Genomic DNA, 16,138 nt, shown 5'->3' with positions numbered 1-16,138 from the left:
GTCACCCACTCATTCCGGTCACCGCGATGCCACGCACAAACGAACGCTGGGCGACCGCGTAGATGATCACGAGCGGGATCATGATGAGCATCGAGGCCGCCATGATCACCGGCCAGCGCGCGACGTACTCCCCGCGCAGCCGGACCAGGCCCAGCGTCAGGGTGGCCAGGTTGTTGCGCTGAATCATCAACAGCGGCCACAGGAAATCGTTCCAGACGTTGACCCAGGTGAGCACGGCGAGAACCATCACCGCCGGCCTGGCGTGGGGCAACAGGATCCGCCAGTAGATCTGCCACGGCGAGCAGCCATCGAGAATCGCGGCCTCCTCGAGATCCCCGGGGAGCGTTTGGAAGAACTGCCGCATCAGGTAGGTGCCGAACGCGCTGCCGAACAGGCCCGGCACGATCATCGCCCAGGGGGTGTCGACCCAGCCGGCGAGGCGCATGATGATGAACTGCGGGATCACGGTGACCGTCAGTGGAACCATCAGCGTGCCGAGGTACAGCACGAACAAGGTGTCACGGCCGCGAAACTGCAGGCGCGCGAAGGCGTATCCGGCCAGAGAGCAGAAGAAGACCTGCCCGGCCGTCACGCATCCGGCGTACAGCACGGTGTTGAAGAACATGCGCCAGAACGGCATCACCGCGAACACGTCGGTGTAGTTCGACCAGCGCGGGTGGGCGGGCAGCAGCTTCGGCTGGCTGATCTCGCCCTCTCGTTTCAGCGATCCCGAGATCGCCCAGGCGATCGGGAACAGCCAGGTCCACGCGATGGCAAGCAGCGCGATGTAGACCGGAACCGCGCGCAGGACGCCGCGTTTGACGATGCGCTCAGCTAAGGCCACGAGACGCCTCCACCGAACGCTGCCGGGTGATCCGCAACTGAACCACGGTCAGCACCAACAAGATCGCGAACATCACCCATGCCAGTGCCGAAGCATAGCCGAACTCCAGGAAGGAGAAGGCATGCTGAAACAGCATGATGCCCAACACGTAGGTCGAGGTCTCCGGCCCGCCGTTGGAGCCGTTGAGAACGTAGACCACGTCAAACGCCTGGAACGCGTGGATGATTGAAATGACGATGACGAACGAGATCGCGCCGCGGATCAGCGGCAGCGTGATGAAGGCGAACTGCCGTATCTCCCCCGCACCGTCGATTTTGGCTGCCTCGTAGACGGTTTCGGGCACCCCTTGCATCGCGGCCAGCAGGATGACGGTGGCGAACGGGACACTGCGCCACACGCTGACGATGCACAGCGATGTCATCGCCCAGTTGGGGTCGACCAGCCACGGGACCGGGCCGATTCCCACCCACCCCAGCATGATGTTGAGCAGGCCGTTGTCGGTGTTGAACACGAACTGCCAGACGACCGCCATCACCACCGATGAGATGGCCAGCGGCAGGAACACGATGGTCCGGAAGATCGCGATGCCCCTGACTTTCCGGTTCAGGACACCGGCCACGACGAGGCTGATGATGACGGTCGGCACCACCGTGCCCAGGGTGAACACCACGGTGTTGCGGATGGCAATTCCGAACAGCGGGTCGGACGTGAACAGCTGCTCGAAGTTCTTCAGCCCCACAAACTTTGGTGGATTGAACACGTCCCACCGCTGAAAGCTCATGTACAGCGAGAAACCGAGGGGAAAGAGCATGAAGACCGTGACCGCGAGCAGGTTCGGCGCGACAAAGAAGCGGCCTGCCCATTCGCGCCGGCGCGACGGACGCGCGCCCGGAGGTCGTTGGCCGCGGGCCGGCGTAGGTTCGGCGGAGGTGTCGATCGATGTCATGGGCTTTGCAGTACCTCGTCAACGGCTTGTGCCAGGCCTGTCAGCGAGCTGGCCGGGCGGGCCCCGCGCAGCACCGGCCCCATATTGCGATCCATCAGCGCGACGATCTTCTCCCACGCCGGGGTGACCGGCAAGCCCTCGGAATACGACGGCCCCTCGGTGAGCACCGCGAGGTTACGGATCCTGTGGTGAGCCTTGGCGAATCCATCCGAGTGCAGCACGGAGCGCAGCACCGGGACGAAGAGGCACGACGCGGCGATGATCGCCTGTCCGACGGGGCCGGTGGCGAATTTGACGAACTCCCATGCCTGTTCCTTGCGCTGACTGCTCGCCGAGATCGACAACCCGGTGGTGCCGATATTCGAGCAGGCGCTGCGCCCCTGGGGCCGGGAGGGTCCTACCGGTAGCGGGGCGACGTCGAAGTCCAAGTCCTCGGCCCGGATAAAGGTCTGGTATCGCCAGTGGCCGCCAAGCGCAATGGCCGCGTTGCCCGATGCGAACAGGTCGGGCGTGGACATCGACTGCACGTCGGACGCGTCGGGTGCCACCTTGTGCTTGTTGGCGAGGTCGGCGTAGAACTGCACCGCCTCCATGAACGCGGGGTGATCGAAATTGAGGTGGGTCGGGTTCTTCTGCGGCGTGGACCAGGGCACGCCGTTGTTCAAGGCGAACAGCCCGGCCGAGTAGTACGAGACGAAGGTGTTCACGAAACCCCACTGCGTGACGCGTCCCGAGCGGTCCCGTTTGGTCAACGCCTTGGCCGCGTCCAGGAATTCGGCGAAGGTCCAGGACGTGCCCCAGCTGGTGGGCGGGGCCGGCACACCGGCCTCGGCGAAGAGCCGTTTGTTGTACCACAAGTAGTTTCCGGACCATTGCTCCGGAAAGCCGAATTGCCCTCCGTCGTAGGTGAAGGTGTCATACAGCGCCTCGACGCTGTCGGCCTTCAGCTGCGCGGCAAATCCCGGGTCGCGCGCCAGGAAGTCATTCAGGTCGTGCAGCACGCCCCGGGCGGCCAGCTCGGCGTAGGTCAGTTCCCACGTCTGCAGCACATCGGGGCACTTGCCGCCCGCACAAAAGGTCGACAGCTGCTGCATCACCCCGGGCCCGGACCGCACCGCCCGAACCTTGATGTCGGGATGGCGGCGCTGGAATTCGTCGACGACCCGGAGGCGGGCGGCGGCCTCGTCGGGATTGGCGGCGAAGAAGAACGTCAGCGCGTCGTCGTCGGACGCGCAGCCGGCGCCCAAGGGGGTCAGCGCTGCCGCGGTGAGCGCACCGGCTCCCCGCAGCAGGCTGCGCCGTCCGAACGGCTTATCGAGCATCGTGCTTCCGATCCTGGCTCGTCACCGGCCTCCTCGCCGACTGGCTCCCCTGTCCTTGGTACCCGATGAGCCTGCGCTGTTCTTGAGATGACCACTGCGGCAGCGCCAGGGTCGCCCGCCGCAGGCGGTCGCCGTCACCAGTGATGTCAATCGCGTGGATCCGGCCGCCGGCGGCGATCCCGATCTCCAGCAAGACCTGCGCGCGCCCCCGCGGCGCGAGAACGATGCCCGGAGCACCGTCGATGAGCATGACGACACCCGCCCGCGCGCGGCGGGCAAACAGGCGCGTCTCCTCGGCGACCTCTCGGGCGCCGCGTACCTCGGTCGGCACGTCGTCGCGCACCAGGGCGGGGTCGACCCTGCGGACCACGTCGGGGGCGAGCAGCTCGAGCAGCGTGGCGATGTCACCACCGCGGGAGGCCACCAGAAACGCGTCGACGATTTCCAGGTGCTCGGCCATGCGTCGCGGTTCGGTGGCGGGCCCGTGGTGCAGACGCCCACGCGCACGGCTGGCCAGCTTTTTCGCGGCCGCCGGCGAGCGGTCGAGCACGCCGGCGATGGTCTCGAAGGGCATGGCGAACACGTCGTGCAGGACGAAGGCCACCCGTTGCGCAGGTGACAGCCGGTCCAGCACCACCAGCAGCGCGCTGCTCACCGAATCGGCCAGCAGCGCGTCTTCGTCCGCCGGAGCCGACGGGGTTGCCGTCAGCCGGTCGAGGTCTGCCGCATCGGCCAGCGGTTGCTCGGCGCGGCGTTTGCGCACGCGAAGCTGGTCGAACGCCGCGTGCGCGGTGATGGTGGTGAACCAGCCGGTGAGGTTGGCGATGTTCGCCAGGGCGTCGGAATCGCAACGACTGGCCTTCAACCACGCGGACTGCACCGCGTCGTCGGCATCGGCTGTCGACCCGAGCAATTGGAACGCGACCGACCTCAAGTGCCGGCGGTCCGCATCGAAGCGGCGCGCCAGGTCGTCCAGATCCACCGAACTTTTCGTTGCGCTCATCGGGTCACCTTTTCCGTGCGGGAGTCGTCAAACCGATGACCGCATCCATCGAACTCTCGGACCTAAGGAGACCTGCGTCATGACCCTATCGATTGTGCGCCGCGCCCGACGCGGCCGCCACGCGGCTCGCCGCTGCGGAAACAATTGCACCGCAAGGGATTGACCCGATGCATACCGCCTACCTCACCGTCACGCTCATCACCGCGGTCGTTACGGCCGGGATCGCCGTGGCCGACTTCGTTCCGGCCAAGTTCGTGCTGGCAAACTCGGCCGAGGTTGGCGTGCCGCGATCGTGGCTGCGGCCGCTCGCGGCCGTAAAGCTGGCGGGGGCCACCGGATTGGTCGTCGGGCTGCTGGGGCTGCCGTGGTTGGGCATCGCGGCAGCCACCGGCCTGGTGCTGTTCTTCGTCGGCGCGGTGGCGACTCACCTGCGGGCGCATGTCCTGTACAACATCGCCTTCCCCGGCGCCTACCTCTGCCTGTCGGCGGCCTCGCTGGCCCTGGTGGCCGCCCACTGAGCGGGGACTAGAAAAGTAATCGGCTCTTGACGGCCCCGTCCTGCTTGCGCGCGACGTCGAGCACGAACTCCTGCATCACGGGGTCGTCGAGGGCGCTGTCGAACTCCATCGCCACCACCGCCCTGCCCTCGGCAAACACCAGATAAGTCACCGCTTTTGACTTGTCCGGCGACTTGCCGACGCCCATCCATCCATTGGTCCCGATTTCGAACGGCTCCGGCGGGGTCGCGACGTACTTGGGAAAGGCGGACAGGCGGTCGCTTTCGGACTGCAGGGCAACCGTGGGATCGATCGAGACATAGATGGTGTCGGAAATGGTGCGGGTGTGATCGGGACTGCCGAAGTTTTGTCCCGCTCCCGCGCCACCGCCGGGATCCTGCGTCGGCGGCCCGACCGCCGTGAAGTTGTGCCCGACATCACTGGCCTGGATCAGCAGGTAGGTGTAGTCACCAAGCGCAGCGGAGCCCGCGGGCGTGGTCGACGGAGTGGTCGCCGCCGGCGAACCCGATGACTTCGTCGACGAGGGAGACGGCTTTTCGCCACTGCCGCAGGCCGTTACGGCGGTGAGCGCGCCGGTCAGCGCCACGGCGATGCCGAAGGTGCGCGCTAGATGCATTGTTTGCCTCCGTGATATTGGTATGGCGCCGAGCGCGCCGACGGCAACGGCTCGCTCACGCAGGAAAGTACCGGACCCTGGTGATCGCCTCGCCACGCCATGGCACGTCGGCGAAGAGGAGGCCGCGGCCGTGGTCCGAGTTGAGCGAGACGGTGACGGTGGCCCCCGACGCGATCACCTTTTCCGGCCGCGCCCCGCTGAGTTGTTGGGCGAGCTTTGCGATGTCAAGCGGACCGGAGTCACCCAAAGTTATTGGGGCCGTGGGAGACAGAGCATGCGAGGCCTCGGCGGTGTCGCGGCGGGCCAGAGCATCGACGAAGGCCTGCATCAGCCTCTTGTGCCGAGCACCCACGCGGCGAAAGCCGCTCATGAAGCCGGCCGTTCCGCGTAGCCGCTGGATGGTCAACAGGTCTCGGGATAAGCGCAGCCCCGGCGTTATCGCTCCGGGACCGGTTCGCAGGAACTGCAGCATCATCGCCGGCAGCTCCCAGTAGGCGCGTAGTTCGGCAAACCGCCACTCGCCGTTGGCCTCTCGGAGGTCGTAGCGCAGAAACGCGGGGATGTACATCGTGACCGCGGACCCCATCGACACCTCGAGTTCGAGGTCTCGCAGCACTACGGTGCCGAAGACGACGTCGAAATCCCGGTGAAACGTGATGTCGCGCGGCCGGATGAAGGTGTCGTAGAAACGCCCGATCTCCGGGATGCCGGCGTGCGGCCGCGAACCGACCGGGTCTTCGATTCGGCCGTCAGCCGTGAACAGCCCCACCCATGCGGCCCGGTCATGTGCCGCGGCGGCCCGCGGCGAGCGTTCGACCGCGGCGAGCAGATGCTCCCGGTCCAGTGGCGCCACCATGGACTAAGCCCCCACCAATTCGACGCCGGCCGAACGCATCTCCGCCAAGGCGGCCGCGGCCGAATCCGGTGCGACCGCGGCCGTGAGGTCGACCAGCACCCGGGTGGTCAGCCCCGCCCGCACCCCGTCTTCAGCCGTCCGCCGGACGCAATGGTCGGTGGCGATCCCGACCAGGTCGACCCCGTCGATTCCCCGCTGCTGCAACCACTCGAGCAGCGCGGTCCCGTCGTCGTCGGCGCCTTCGAAACCGCTGTACGCCGCCGCAAAGGCTCCCTTGCGAAACACGGCTTCGATCGGGGCGGTGTCAAGATCGGGATGAAACTGCGCTCCGTGACTCCCCGCGACGCAGTGCCGCGGCCATGATGCCGAGAAGTCGGGCTGATCCGAGAAGTGGTCGCCCGGGTCGATATGGAAGTCCTGCGTCGCCACCACGTGCCGGTAGCCGGGCCGGCCGGCCAGGTGGCGGTTGATCGCGACGGCCAACGCCGCGCCGCCGGGGACCTCCAGTGAGCCGCCCGCGCAGAAGTCGTTTTGCACGTCGACGATGACCAGCGCCCGCATAGGCCCACCCTAGCGTCGGGGAAACCCGCCAGCTGGGGCGATAGGCCGCACGGTTTGTTTGCCGACCGGCCGGGTAACCAGGCTGCCATGGTGATTCGGAGAATCGCGCGGCCCTTGTTGTCGGCGGCGTTCATCGGGCAAGGAATCAATTCCCTACTCAACCCCAAGTCAGCGGCCGAAGCCGCCGCACCCACGGTAGACGGCCTGCAGTCGCTGCCCGACCCCATCGGGAGCAGCATCCCGAGCAACCCCCAGACGGTCGCGCAAGTCAACGCGGCCGTTCAGATCGGGGGCGGCCTGTTGCTGGCCAGCGGCAAATTGCCGCGGGTGGCCTCGGCTGCGCTGGCATTTACCGTGCTGCCCGCCAATCTGGGAACGCACTCGTTTTGGAATGAACCCGACCCACAGCTCAAGGCCGAGAAGCGTCAGCAATTCCTCACCGATCTGAGCTTGGTGGGCGGCCTGTTGATCGCGTCAGCCGACACCGCGGGCAAACCTTCGCTGGGATGGCGCGGCCGCCGGGCCGCCGAACGGCTCTCGGAGCGGGTGTCCTCTGCGCTGCCGGGCTCCGACGACACCGACTTCGCCGAGCTTGGCGAGAGGATCGCCCACGGACTCCACGTGGGTGCCGAACGGGGCCGCGAGCTGGCCAGCACCGCGGCAGAACGCGGCGCCCCCTACGCCGAAGCCGCCCTGGAACGCGGCAAGGAACTCGCCGACGCCGCGGCAGAACGCAGCGCGCCACTGGCGCAGAAGGCACGCAAGCGGGGCCAGGAACTGGCCAGCACCGCAGCAGAACGCGGCGCTCCCTACGCCGAAGCGGCACTGGAACGCGGCAAGGAACTCGCCAACGTCGCCGCCGACCGCAGCGCGCCACTGGCCAAGAAGGCGCGTAAACGTGGCGAGAAGCTGGCCAAGACCGCCCGCGCCCGCGGCGCCGAGTTAGCCGAATCCGCTCGTGAGCGGGGCAGCGAATGGGCCGACATCGCCGCCGACCGCGGCAGTGAATGGGCCGACATCGCCGCCGACCGCGGCAGCGAGTGGGCCGACATCGCGCGGGAGCGTGGCAGTGAGTGGGCCGACACGGCACGCGAACGCGTTGGCGCACAGACTAAGAGCCGCAAGCGCCGTCCCTGGTAGCCGAGTTCGCCAGGAACGTGTCGACGATTATGTCGACATCGTGAGCGATGTCCACGGTGACACCGGATTCGTCAGGGTCAAGGGGCTCCAAATCGCCGAATTGTGACCGCAACAACGCGGCGGGCATGAAATGCCCTGGCCTGCCTGCCATTCGGTCCTCGATCAGCTCCGACGAACCGCGCAGGTGCAGAAATTCGACGCGTGGGCAGCGTGCGCGCAGCTGGTCGCGGTAGCTGCGCTTGAGCGCCGAACAACTCACGACGCCACCGCCGCGGTGCGCGGCCAGCCACTCCCCGACTCTTTCCAGCCAGGGAAAGCGGTCCCCGTCGTCGAGCGGCTCACCGGCGCTCATCTTGGCGATGTTGGACTGCGAATGCAGGGTGTCGGCGTCCACGAACTCCACCCGCAGCCGTTGCGCGAGTGCGGCACCCACCGTCGACTTGCCCGAGCCCGAGACGCCCATCACCACGATGGGCGTCGACGCGCGGTGCGCCGGCTCGGCTATGTCTGTCCCATGTTGCGGTTCCATTCCATCCAGCCGACGCCGGTGCGCCCGTCGGTGGTGGTGACGCCCACCCAGGCCCGAGCGAACTCGCTGACTCGTCCCTCCGCGGAGGTCAGACGTACCGGGGCATTCCCCCGCACCTCGATGTTGGCGGTGAGTTCGGCGGGTTCCAGGTTCAGCGTGTCGCTCAGCGGTAACCCGTTGGTGTCGAAGTCTTCTCGGCTGTTCACCGCGCTCAGTTCGATCATGCTGCCGGCGGCATCTTGGACGTAGCCGACGCTGAAGGCCGGGACGCCCGGGATGCGGATGTTGACCCCATGCACGTGAGTGCCTTCGTCGAGGTGCAGCGCGCTCCACACCCAGTCCATACCCCACCAGTCCCGGACGCCCCAGGAGTGATCACGTTGTCCCGCAACCGAATCCACGCGGTAGCTCTGGCCGTCGACGCTCACGGTTCCCGAGACGGTGCACGGGATTTCGTAACGCGTCGTCACCCGGTACTTGTAGGGCGTGCCGTCGGTGGCCCACACCAGGTTCATCGCCAACTCGACCGGAGTTCCGGATTCACCACGCAGCAGGGCCGACGGGTCCGAATAGGACTGGCCGCGCCCGCGCAGATCGACTCGGTAGTCCTGCAACGGGGCACTGGCCGCGTGGTCGAGCTCTAGCCTGTCGGCGCGCACCGCCCACGGATCCGCGGGTAGCGGGACCTCGACGGCGATGGCCGTGGTCGGCAGGTCGGGCCCGCACAACAGGGCCTGCACCCACGCGGTCTGCTGATTGGCGATCAGGCCGATGCGGAACCAGCCGCCCAAACCCTGTGCGGCGTCGACGAAGTCGGAGTACCAGCTCTCGCTCCACAGCGGTTCGTCGGTCGCGGTGTGTGCGAGTTCGTCGTCTTCGGACGGCCGCAGCGGCTCCGGTGCCGCCGGATCGGGCAGCACGGCCAACGCATCGGTGGCCAGCACATGGTCGCAGTTGCGTTGCAGCATGGTCATGAACATCTGGTCGCCGCGCTCGGTGCGCTCCACCAACATCGACGAGACGATCGCCATCATCACGCCGAAAAAGCTCTGCCGGCGAACGCCCTCGGCGACGTCGTCCACGGTCAGGGACGCGCCGGGTCCCAGCGCCTCGTGGTATGCGCCCAGCAATGCGTCGTAGTGCTCGCGGCGTACCTCCGCGGGCAACGCGCAGCCGAGGAAGTAGGCCAGATCCGTCTGAGCCGGGCCCCACGAAACCGTCTGCCAGTCAACGACCGTCAGCGCCCGGTCGGCGCCGTCGGTGCCGAACAACATGTTGTCCAGTCGATAGTCGCCGTGCACCAGGCCCTGGATTCGGTCCTGTCCAGCCTCGTCGGCCACGTAGTCGTCGAACGCGGCCACCAGGCGCTCGCACACCACGCGGTGCTCCGGCGCGATCTGCTCGCCGTAGCGGTCGACGAACCCCGCGTAGAGGCCGGCGATCATCGCCTGGCTGAGCGGGGAATCGCGGTTGAGCCAGGGCGCCTGGGCCAGCGACGTGTCGCCCAGCAACGGGCCGTGCAGCCGCCCCAATTCGGTGACCGCCAGCATCGCCTGTTCGATTGTGGCACCGGCGATTTCGTTGCCTACGGCAGCCGGGGCGGCATCGCCGAGCAGCAGGTCGAACACTCCTGTCGAGGTGTCGACCGCGGCGTGATAGCACTGCGCAATCGGACCGCCCAGCCCCGGCGCGATGTCGCCGTAGAACCGGACCTCACGCTCGTAAAGGCCCAGGGCCGAGCCGGTTTGCCGGCTCACCGGATCGGCGGCCGCGACCTTCAACACCACCGACTCCGGCCGGTCCGGGCCGGCGGCTCCGTCGGCGTAACGGAGTTGGACACGGTAGCACTCGCTCATCTGGCCGGTGCCGATGCGCTCGATGTCGAAATCGGCGATCTCTCCAGCGCCGATCGCGGAGGCGAGCCAGGAGGCGGTGAGGTCGCCGGGTCGTTCGATGACTGGCTCGGTTACGGTGTCCATGAAGTCCTCTGTCGTCGTTGACAAATAGATGCCAGGCCAGCGTGCCAGGTCAAGGCGCTAAAGAGAAGCCGTCCCATGCCATCCGGCGATCAGGGTGCGGATCGAACTCGACGCGGCACTTGCGGTCGAAGACCATGACCGCGCGGTCGTCGTGGTTGTATTGCGGCCAATCGTCGCCCGGAACCCCGGTGCGGCTGAACGACCGCCAGCGCCGTTGCACCTGATTGCTCACCCGCAGTGCGGCACGCTGGTCGGCCGCGGCGGTCAGCAACGCACCGAAGCGGGTGCGGTAGACGTCGAAAACCGCGAGCAGCTCGGTCGCATGCGTCGCGCCCAGGCCCGACCAGCGCAGCGTTCGCGGCGCATAGTCATATCGGTACAGGTAAGTGGGCGCGTGGCTGCTGTGGGCCTCCGCGATCTGCCAGGCCGCCGAGCTGAACGCGAAGTCACCGCCCAACTGGATGCACGCCGAGGCCGAGGGATAGTCCGGATAGGCGGCCGTAATGCGTTCGCGGGCAACCGGTTCCGTGTCGGCCAGCAACTCTTCGATCATCGATTGATTCGTCGGCAGCATCTTGAGGAAGCGGGTGAACAATCGGCCCTCTTCTGCGTTGGTTCCCACGATCAGCGGCACGCGATGCGCTCGACCGGTGCGCATGGCCTCGACGGGATCCAGCGGCAGGCAGTCGTCGCCGATGACCGGGCCGATCGGGAAGGCGCCCAGCCTGCTTTCCATGCCCTGATCGATCAGCTCATGCTGAGCCTGGACCAGTTGGGCCGCGGGCACCCGCAGCAGCGCTTCGGCGGCGTCGTCGGTGCCGACGCCGAGCAGCGTGGCGAAGCGTTTCGCGAATTCGGCCGAGATCTCCTTCGGCCGCACCAGACCGGACGCCGGGCTTTCCGCGATCGCTTGGGCGAACAGGCCTTCGGCGGCCGGCACCGCCAGCAGCGTGGCGGTCATGCACGCGCCCGCGCTCTCGCCGAAAATGGTGACATTGTCTGGGTCGCCGCCGAATTCCGCGATGTTGCCGCGAACCCATTGCAGCGCGAGCACCAGGTCGCGCAGGTACAGGTTGCTGTCGATGGTGATGTCGCGGGTGGACAGCGACGACAGGTCCAGGCAGCCCAGCGCGCCGAGCCGGTAGTTCACCGACACGTATACACAACCGCGCCGGGCCAACGCGGCGCCGTCGTACAGCGGGGTGGCCGAGCTACCCAGGATGTAGCCGCCGCCGTGAATGAAGACCATCACCGGCAGCGGCTCGGCGGACGGGGTCTCCGGCGTGACGACGTTGAGGGTGAGGCAGTCCTCGCTCATCGGCTGATACCTGCCTGCCAGACCCGACATGCCGAGCAGGGTGTATCGACGCTGCTGCGGCGCGCAGCCGGTGAAGCCATGGCAATGCCGCACACCGGACCACGGCAGGGCCGGCTGCGGCGCCCGGAATCGCAGCCGTCCCACCGGGGGCCGGGCATACGGGATGGATCGCCAGCGGTTCACGCCGTCCCGCGTGAAGCCTTCGACGGTGCCTGCGGTCGTGTGGGCGCGGATGGTGCGCTCATGCATAGTCCGACGGTAGCCGACACTACGTCCGTAGGGTGGGTGGAGCGGCCAAATCCGGGGTGCGGCGGTTAGCCTGGCGACATGCGGATCGCCGCGCTGACCACCGTGTTGCTTCTGGTTGCCGGATGCTCGCATACGGTCGGCGGCCAGTCGCAGGGTTCGAGCACGACCGCCGCGTCGAGCTCCGCCCCGACGTCCGGGAACAAACCGTCGACCGCACCGGCCCCCGGCGCCGCGATCTCCGACGTCATCCGGTGGATCGAGGCAGGTCATCCGGCCGACCCGGCCCGATACCACGTGGTCACGCGCGACGGCGCCACCACCCAGCTGGGCAACGACATCGCGTTCACTTTGCCGGCCGTCCCGGAAGGCCGACCGGTCGCGTGCACGACGGATTCCAAGCACACCGGCAACGCGCTGGTCTGCCTGGTCGACCTGGCCAATCCCCCGCCCAAGCCCGACACGGCCTACGGCGAATGGCAGGGCGGCTGGGTCGTCTTCGACGGCATGACGCTGCAGATCGGCGCGGCACGCGGCGACCCGGGGCCATTCGTCAACGGCAACGGGCCCGAGCTGGCCGACGGCGATACGTTGTCGTACGACGATTACCGGTGCCGCGCCGGCCAAGCCGGCCTGTTCTGCGTGAACTACGCCCACCAGTCGGCGGTACGGGTCAGCGGCGCCGGAATCGAGCAGTTCGGTTGCCTGCGGTCGGTGCCGCCGCCCGACGGCGTCGGCGTGGCGTTCGGCTGCTGATCGTCGGTCTCAGTCGGCCATGATCGCAGCGAAGAGCTCGCCCATCTCGTCGGCAGTCCCGCCCGGCACCGTGTAGCCGGCTTCGTCGCGGATGTCTGCGAGGTGATCGCGCACCTCCTCGATCGAGAGCCCGGGGCTAAAGAAGCCCTTTGTCCTGCCGATGAAGAACCGTGAAACATGGCCCGCACCAACGGTATATATCTCCCCCGACACCGGGCAGTCACGATGCGTCAGGAAGGCCGCAACCGGGGCGACCAACGCCGGATCGAGCCGCTGCAGATACTGCTTGACCAGGTCGTCCAGTACCGCCTGTGCGGCCGCGTCATCCGGTGCGGCGGCGCCGTCGACGGAGTGCGCCAGCATCCGCGTGTAGGCGATCGGGGCGATGGCGTTGATCTTGATGTCGCGTCCAGCTGCTTCGGCGGCCAGAACGCGGGTGAGCCCGATCAATCCGGTCTTGGCCGAGCCGTAGTTGCTCATGCCGGCAGCACCCAGTATTCCGGCCGCCGAGCAGGTGTTGAGGATGCGGCCGTAGCCATTGGCGCACATCGCTTTCCACGCCGGCCTCGTGACGTAGAAGGCGCCCTTCAGATGCACGTCCAGCAGCGGCTCGAACCGATCGGCGGTCATGTCCTCGAAGGGGGCGTCCCGCACGATGCCGGCGTTGTTGATCAGGATGTCGACTCGCCCCCACGCGTCCAGCGCGGCGTCGATGATCGCCTGTCCGCCTTCGGGGCTGGTCACGCTGTGCGCATCAGCGACGGCCTGCCCACCCAGCTCGTGGATCTCCTCGACCACCGCAACCGCGGCCGCGGCGTCGGATCCGTCCCCGGTCACCGACCCGCCGATGTCGTTGACCACGACGCGCGCGCCGCGCGACGCGAGCAGCAGCGCGTATTCCCTGCCCAGGCCGCCTCCCGCGCCGGTGATCACGGCGACCTGGTCGTCAAACCTCAGTTCGTTGGTCATCGCATCCTCACCAGCTCACCGGAAGTTCTTTCATGCCATAGATGTCGGCCTCTTTGAACTTCAGGGCATCCGGAGCGACCGCCAGCCTGAGCCCGGGCAAGCGTCTGGCCAACGCGGCGAACGCCGCCTGCATCTCAACTCGAGCGAGATTCGCCCCGATGCATTGATGTACGCCGTAGCCAAACCCCAAGTGCCCGCGAGTATTTCGCTCCACATCAAAGGATTCGGGGTTGTCGACGAACTCGGCGTCCCAGTTCCCGGCGGGGATATTCATCAGGACCATGTCGCCGGCGTGGATCAACTGACCGCCGAGTTCGAAGTCCTCGGTAGCCACCCGGTCCACCTGGCTGTGCACGATGGACAGATAGCGCATCAGCTCTTCGACGATGTTGGCGACCACGGCCGGATCGCCGGTCTCGCCGAGTCGCTTGAAGATGTCCGGACGTTCCAGCAGCGCAACCGTTCCCAGTGAAATCATGTTGGCGCTGGTTTCGTGGCCAGCGACCATCAGGGTCATCCCGGACAAGGCCGCAGTCTCACGCGTGAGCTGGCCTGTCATGACGTAATTGGTAACCAAGCGGCCCATCAGGTCGTCAGCCGGCTCGTGTTCCTTGCGCACCACCAATTCCAGGAGGTATCCGAACATAGCAGCACCGGCCTGTGCCTTTTCGTCCTCGGACGCCCTCGTATCCAGCCCAACCGCGGTGTATTCCTGGAAGGACGCGAGATCCTCGGCGGGCACCCCCAGCAGTAAAGCGATTACCAATGACGGCACCGGCAAGCCGAAATCGCGCACCAGGTCGGCCGGCGCCCCGTTGCGGATCATCTCGTCAAGATGATGGTCGACCAATTCCTGGATCTGGGGCCGCATGGCTTCGCATCGCCGAAAGGTGAACTCGCCGGTCAGCATGCGCCGCAACCGATGATGCTCGGGGTCGTCGACCCGGGCGAACATGACCGGCACGTTGTCCGTGTTCTTCTGCCTCAGATATTCGGGGGTGGTTTCGGCGGACAGACGCGGGTCGACCAGCGCCGCCCGGATGTCGCGGTACCGGCTCACCACCCAGGCCGGCTGGCCGTGGTACACGGCCCGTCGCAGGCCGGATCCCTGGCGCCAGTTGACGAACTCAGGCGGGGGATGCAGCGGGCAGTGCGCGGCGCGCGGCAAAGGTATCACCGGAAGATCCGTGTCGGAACTCAGGTCGGAAGTTGTTGACATCAGCGGGGTTTTCCGATCGTTGAGCTTGCGTTCCGGCGCCAGTACATCGTCACCAGCTGACCGGAAGTTCTTTCATGCCATAGATGTTGGCGTCTTTGAACTTCAGCTCCTCCGCGGCCACCGCCAGCTTGAGCCCGGGTAACCGGCGCGCCAGCGTGGCGAACGCGACCTGCATCTCGACGCGGGCCAGGTTCGCGCCGATGCATTGATGCGCGCCATACCCGAAGCCTAAGTGTCCGCGGGCATTTCGCTCGACGTCGAAAGATTCGGGATTGTCGACGAATTCGGCGTCCCAGTTCCCGGCCAGCAGGCTCATCATGACGTACTCGCCGGCGCGGACCAGCTGGCCGCCGATCATCACATCTTCGGTAGCGATGCGATCGACCTGGCTGTGCACGATGGTCAGGTAGCGCATCAGCTCTTCGACGATGTTGGCGACCACGGCAGGATCGTCGGTCTGCCCGAGTCGCTCGAAAACCTCCGGATGTTCCAGCAGCGCAACCGTTCCCAACGAGATCATGTTGGCCGTGGTCTCGTGCCCGGCCTGCATCATGATCACGGCGTTCATCGCCGTGGTGGCATTGTCGAGCTGGCCCTTGGCCACGTATTCGGTGACCAGGCGGCTGATCAGGTCGTCACCGGGTTCGCGCGCCTTGCGTTCCACCAGCTCCTCGATGTAGGCGTACATCGCCCCGAACGCCTGACCCCGTTCCTCGTCGGTGGATTTCTGATCGAGCCCCTTCGTGGTGCTGTGCTGGAAGAGTTCGAGGTCCTCCGGCGGCACCCCCAACAGCAGCGCGATCACCATGGACGGCACCGGCAAGCCGAATTCGTGCACCAGGTCGGCCGGCGCACCGCCGTCGATCATCTGGCCGAGGTAGTGGTCCACCCATTCCTGGATGCTGGGCCGCATCGCCTCACAGCGCCGGAAGGTGAAGTTGGTGGTCATCATGCGCCGCAAGCGCTGATGCTCGGGATCGTCGGCGCGCGCGAACATCACCGGGACCTTGTTCTCCTCGTCCTTCGGCATCATCGAGTCCGGAATGGTCTTCGCGGACAGGCGCGGATCGACCAGCGCCGCCCTGATGTCCTGGTAGCGGCTGACCACCCAGACCGGGTTGCCCTGGAACATCGCCTTCCGCAGGCCGGGCTGTACCCGCCAATCCACAAACTCGTCCGGGGGCGCGAGCGGGCAGCGTGCGGGCCGCGCGATGGGCAGCACCGGGAGGTCGGCGTCAGAACGCACTTCGGAAGTTGTTGACATCACCCGTGTTTCCTGTTAAGTGTCAGCTGTCTGCCAGTTACAAACTGTAAAG

At 66.8% G+C, this 16,138-nt stretch carries 16 protein-coding genes; 3 read left to right on the top strand and 13 right to left on the bottom strand.

What is annotated here, in order from left to right:
- Position 1: 1 nt before the first annotated feature.
- The 4 genes from MRAB57_RS21505 to MRAB57_RS21490 are packed head-to-tail and all read right to left on the bottom strand — an operon-like array spanning position 2 to position 4,115.
- Positions 2-844, bottom strand: a complete 843-nt coding sequence (locus MRAB57_RS21505; protein ID WP_077089141.1) for a carbohydrate ABC transporter permease — start codon at positions 842-844, stop codon at positions 2-4.
- Entirely contained in the window at positions 831-1,790 is a 960-nt protein-coding gene (locus MRAB57_RS21500; protein WP_077090750.1) for a carbohydrate ABC transporter permease, read from the bottom strand. The genes MRAB57_RS21505 and MRAB57_RS21500 overlap by 14 nt, the downstream gene beginning before the upstream one ends.
- Positions 1,787-3,112 carry an ABC transporter substrate-binding protein gene (locus MRAB57_RS21495; protein WP_077089140.1) on the bottom strand — a complete coding sequence of 442 codons (1,326 nt, stop codon included), beginning with the start codon at positions 3,110-3,112 and terminating at the stop codon, positions 1,787-1,789. Before MRAB57_RS21495 ends, MRAB57_RS21500 begins: the two co-directional genes overlap by 4 nt.
- Positions 3,102-4,115 carry a sigma-70 family RNA polymerase sigma factor gene (locus tag MRAB57_RS21490; RefSeq protein ID WP_077089139.1) on the bottom strand — a complete coding sequence of 338 codons (1,014 nt, stop codon included), beginning with the start codon at positions 4,113-4,115 and terminating at the stop codon, positions 3,102-3,104. Before MRAB57_RS21490 ends, MRAB57_RS21495 begins: the two co-directional genes overlap by 11 nt.
- 167 nt (positions 4,116-4,282) lie before the next feature.
- Here MRAB57_RS21490 and MRAB57_RS21485 point away from each other — a divergent pair, with 167 nt between their 5' ends.
- Positions 4,283-4,633: a DoxX family protein gene (locus tag MRAB57_RS21485; protein WP_077089138.1), complete on the top strand. Its 351-nt coding sequence runs from the start codon at positions 4,283-4,285 to the stop codon at positions 4,631-4,633.
- A gap of 7 nt (positions 4,634-4,640) precedes the next feature.
- Here MRAB57_RS21485 and MRAB57_RS21480 read toward each other — a convergent pair whose 3' ends face one another.
- From MRAB57_RS21480 to pncA, 3 genes are read right to left on the bottom strand one after another with little or no spacing between them, the layout of a single operon-like run.
- Positions 4,641-5,249, bottom strand: a complete 609-nt coding sequence (locus MRAB57_RS21480; RefSeq protein WP_077089137.1) for a hypothetical protein — start codon at positions 5,247-5,249, stop codon at positions 4,641-4,643.
- A 55-nt stretch (positions 5,250-5,304) separates the two neighbouring features.
- Complete coding sequence (locus MRAB57_RS21475) at positions 5,305-6,105, bottom strand: ketosteroid isomerase family protein (protein ID WP_077089136.1); 801 nt, start codon at positions 6,103-6,105, stop codon at positions 5,305-5,307.
- A 3-nt stretch (positions 6,106-6,108) separates the two neighbouring features.
- A complete protein-coding gene (pncA, locus tag MRAB57_RS21470) occupies positions 6,109-6,666 on the bottom strand; it encodes a pyrazinamidase PncA (RefSeq protein WP_077089135.1) in 558 nt (185 codons plus the stop codon).
- A gap of 87 nt (positions 6,667-6,753) precedes the next feature.
- On the opposite strand from pncA, the gene MRAB57_RS21465 reads away from it, so the two are divergent.
- Positions 6,754-7,806, top strand: coding sequence for a DoxX family protein (locus MRAB57_RS21465; RefSeq protein ID WP_077089134.1), 1,053 nt, complete (start codon positions 6,754-6,756; stop codon positions 7,804-7,806).
- On the opposite strand, the gene MRAB57_RS21460 is transcribed toward MRAB57_RS21465, so the two are convergent.
- The 3 genes from MRAB57_RS21460 to MRAB57_RS21450 are packed head-to-tail and all read right to left on the bottom strand — an operon-like array spanning position 7,778 to position 11,881.
- Complete coding sequence (locus tag MRAB57_RS21460) at positions 7,778-8,335, bottom strand: gluconokinase (RefSeq protein ID WP_245835973.1); 558 nt, start codon at positions 8,333-8,335, stop codon at positions 7,778-7,780. The two genes, MRAB57_RS21465 and MRAB57_RS21460, sit on opposite strands and share 29 nt — an antisense overlap.
- A complete protein-coding gene (locus tag MRAB57_RS21455; protein WP_077089132.1) occupies positions 8,308-10,314 on the bottom strand; it encodes a DUF7064 domain-containing protein in 2,007 nt (668 codons plus the stop codon). The genes MRAB57_RS21460 and MRAB57_RS21455 overlap by 28 nt, the downstream gene beginning before the upstream one ends.
- Positions 10,315-10,363: 49 nt before the next feature.
- A complete protein-coding gene (locus MRAB57_RS21450; RefSeq protein WP_077089131.1) occupies positions 10,364-11,881 on the bottom strand; it encodes a carboxylesterase/lipase family protein in 1,518 nt (505 codons plus the stop codon).
- A gap of 78 nt (positions 11,882-11,959) precedes the next feature.
- Between MRAB57_RS21450 and MRAB57_RS21445 the strand changes: the two genes are divergently transcribed.
- Positions 11,960-12,634: a hypothetical protein gene (locus MRAB57_RS21445; protein WP_077089130.1), complete on the top strand. Its 675-nt coding sequence runs from the start codon at positions 11,960-11,962 to the stop codon at positions 12,632-12,634.
- Positions 12,635-12,643: 9 nt separating this feature from the next.
- Here the strand turns inward: MRAB57_RS21445 and MRAB57_RS21440 are convergent, their stop codons facing one another.
- Genes MRAB57_RS21440 through MRAB57_RS21430 form a run of 3 tightly spaced genes read right to left on the bottom strand, consistent with a single transcriptional unit; the run spans position 12,644 to position 16,086 of the window.
- Positions 12,644-13,603: an SDR family NAD(P)-dependent oxidoreductase gene (locus MRAB57_RS21440; protein ID WP_077089129.1), complete on the bottom strand. Its 960-nt coding sequence runs from the start codon at positions 13,601-13,603 to the stop codon at positions 12,644-12,646.
- A 7-nt stretch (positions 13,604-13,610) separates the two neighbouring features.
- Positions 13,611-14,822: a cytochrome P450 gene (locus tag MRAB57_RS21435; protein ID WP_083743489.1), complete on the bottom strand. Its 1,212-nt coding sequence runs from the start codon at positions 14,820-14,822 to the stop codon at positions 13,611-13,613.
- A 49-nt stretch (positions 14,823-14,871) separates the two neighbouring features.
- A complete protein-coding gene (locus tag MRAB57_RS21430; protein ID WP_173813957.1) occupies positions 14,872-16,086 on the bottom strand; it encodes a cytochrome P450 in 1,215 nt (404 codons plus the stop codon).
- Between the last annotated feature and the right edge of the window lie 52 nt (positions 16,087-16,138).

Origin of the sequence: Mycobacterium rhizamassiliense, assembly GCF_900157375.1 — a bacterium.
Taxonomy (GTDB): domain Bacteria; phylum Actinomycetota; class Actinomycetes; order Mycobacteriales; family Mycobacteriaceae; genus Mycobacterium; species Mycobacterium rhizamassiliense.
Note: the sequence above shows the minus strand (reverse complement) of the source record. Positions and strands in the feature narration are given on the sequence as shown.